The sequence below is a fragment of the Providencia sp. wls1922 genome (genome assembly GCF_009706505.1).
Taxonomy (GTDB): domain Bacteria; phylum Pseudomonadota; class Gammaproteobacteria; order Enterobacterales; family Enterobacteriaceae; genus Providencia; species Providencia lanzhouensis.
Genome location: NZ_WLUG01000042.1, coordinates 1 through 2,418, shown reverse-complemented (window position 1 = coordinate 2,418; position 2,418 = coordinate 1). Strand labels below are relative to the sequence as shown.

The following is a 2,418-nucleotide window of genomic DNA, read 5'->3' as shown; positions in this document are numbered from 1 at the left end:
CTTTACCATTACCGTCGTTTCAAATGAAGAAGCAGCCTCACAACAAGGTACTGTTGTAGGTAATTGTTCTAATGAAACACAAAAAATTATTTATACAAAAAAATAATTCTCCCCAAAAGGGCTTGTTGCAAAGCCCTTTCATTTCTCATTACCAACTTAATAAAACGCAATCATCTTCCTGCAAATGGTCACCAACCACAAATTGATTTATGTTGGTTGAATTTGTAAAGTTCACTGCCACGATCGCGATTGTAGCCAAGGTTCCCTCTCCCTTTAAGTTAAATCACTCGATCCGCTATGAAGTGATATCTGTGTATTGGTGAAATTTTTATATTAATTGTTAATATATTAACAATTTAAACAATTGGATTTGTTGACCACTCTATTGTTAAATTCGTTACTGCTCAATTTTCCATATTGCTTTCCTGTTAAAAATATACTTTACTATTGAATAAAATTTTCATTACATAAGGGAGCGGTATCGATATATATGTATACTAACCCTATGGCTCTCTTACTCGTATTTATCCCTGCCCTTGCCTGCATCCTATTCATTATTGCTCAAGATAAAAAACAACCAGATATAATGACACTTTTTTTAAAATTCTCTATCTACTTGTTAAGCACTCTGGCTTTCATAAATTTAATTTTTTTCGCAAGAGCGTTCACTGATTGGTATTAACGTTTGCTTGGACTCCGCGATTCGTTGTCTGAATAACCAATAATTTCGGGTAGCGGAGTCAGTAGGTCGGGCAGTGATTACATCATCCAAGCCAGTGGCAGTAACAATTACGATTTTTTACAGCTGGCTTTCATGTTCCCTGCACTAACATGTATTAGGCAAAAAAAACCCGCCATTGCTGACGGGTTAAAAATACAGAAAAATTATTTTGTATCTTTATTTTCAATAGCTATGATCTGAGGTTTCTCTTCTTCCGGAATTTCATATTCAATATTTAATGTTAACAAACCGCTTGATAATTCTGCGCTTTCAATTTTTACATTCTTACCGAGATTAAATTCAAGAGAAAATTTATTTTGTGTTATACCTTTATGGATCCATTTCTCTGAATCATTAACTAATTCAGTTGATTGCTCACCTTGTACATAGAGCTTCCCACCTTTTAAGGATACGCTTAAGTCATCCTCTTTATAACCAGGAACACTGACAATTAATTGATAATTTGATTCATTTATTTGCTTTAAATTATAAGGATGCTCTGAGGTTAATGGTCGGTTACCAGTTAATTGGCTGAATAAACGATCCATTTGGTCAAACCTGCTAGAAAGTAGGTTATCAGATAATGTTGGAAGTAGTGAAAAAGATCTAATGTTAGACATAATTTCTCCTTCAATATCAAACTAACTACCTATTACATAAGCACCATTAGCCATTCGCCCGTATGGATTAACTCTTTATCTTGGTGCATAACTTATATAGTGTCGCTAATGAAAATTTCAATTCAACACTTACAATTCTTTACATTAAATGTAAGCAAGCATAAAAAAACCCCGCCATAGCGAGGTTTTTAAAAATATCCAATCTGGTGACTAACATGTCTGAGCTTTCAATGGTACTTTTGCAAAAGTGCATTTAACACCGGAAGGGTTACTTTTGGTTGCTTCAAAATGATAGAGTCTATATAGAGAACCTTTATTTCAAGGACATCTCATAAAGAGATCGATCTTAAAGAGCCACTACATTTACAGCAGCTGGACCTTTTGCACCATTTTCTACCGAGAAGCTGACTTTTTGCCCTTCATTAAGAGTTTTAAAGCTATCACTTTGGATTGCAGAAAAGTGAACAAACACATCTTTGCTTCCATCTTCAGGAGAAATAAAGCCAAAGCCTTTAGATTCGTTAAACCATTTTACTAAACCAGTCATTGTATTAGACATATTGAATTCCTTTGAATTTTTAATTGTTGCCACATGGCATATAGGTTTGATTTTTCTTGATACTTATGGAACTAATTAGAAGGAATTCACTACGAATGGGTATCTGTGGGATAACGCTAAACGGGGGAACTTTTCAAAACTTGCTTTCATAAATAGGTCTGTACTTCCAAACCAGTGGAAGTATTAAGCCACACAAACACTGGGATAACAAATTTAATTTTCAATTTCACGGCAAAAGGGGAGATTTTGCTTAGTGTGCCATCCATTCATTAGCAATAATTTTTTCAAATAAATCATACAGATAGCCAGCATGGTCTTTAGATTCAATATTCATATGATTGGAATAACCAATCATATGAGCAACTTTAAAATACTGAAGTAGTATTTTAATATCATAACCCATATCTCAATCTTAATGACTGAGGATAAGGATGAAAGTATTTTTGATTATTCAAATAGTTATCAGGATATTCAGATAAATAGTGCGTAATTAATGTTAATGGAGCCAATAAAGGCTG

Annotated in this window: 5 protein-coding genes; 1 reads left to right on the top strand and 4 read right to left on the bottom strand. The window is 33.7% G+C overall.

Annotated elements, in window-relative coordinates:
* Positions 1-7: 7 nt before the first annotated feature.
* Positions 8-106 (top strand): DUF1161 domain-containing protein, encoded by a 99-nt coding sequence (locus GKR71_RS02895; protein WP_230085013.1) that lies wholly within the window; start codon positions 8-10, stop codon positions 104-106.
* A gap of 779 nt (positions 107-885) precedes the next feature.
* Here the strand turns inward: GKR71_RS02895 and GKR71_RS02890 are convergent.
* The 4 genes from GKR71_RS02890 to GKR71_RS02875 form a co-directional block, all read right to left on the bottom strand.
* The gene (locus GKR71_RS02890) at positions 886-1,341 is read right to left on the bottom strand and encodes an Hsp20 family protein (RefSeq protein WP_036954788.1); all 456 of its coding nucleotides are present in this window, start codon (positions 1,339-1,341) and stop codon (positions 886-888) included.
* A 346-nt stretch (positions 1,342-1,687) separates the two neighbouring features.
* Positions 1,688-1,900: a transcription antiterminator/RNA stability regulator CspE gene (cspE, locus tag GKR71_RS02885; RefSeq protein WP_036954791.1), complete on the bottom strand. Its 213-nt coding sequence runs from the start codon at positions 1,898-1,900 to the stop codon at positions 1,688-1,690.
* Between the two features lie 250 nt (positions 1,901-2,150).
* Positions 2,151-2,303: a hypothetical protein gene (locus GKR71_RS02880; RefSeq protein ID WP_154633919.1), complete on the bottom strand. Its 153-nt coding sequence runs from the start codon at positions 2,301-2,303 to the stop codon at positions 2,151-2,153.
* Positions 2,293-2,418, bottom strand: a 126-nt coding sequence (locus GKR71_RS02875) for a DUF1722 domain-containing protein (protein ID WP_154633918.1), incomplete at its 5' end; no start/stop codon positions are given. The genes GKR71_RS02875 and GKR71_RS02880, both read right to left, overlap by 11 nt.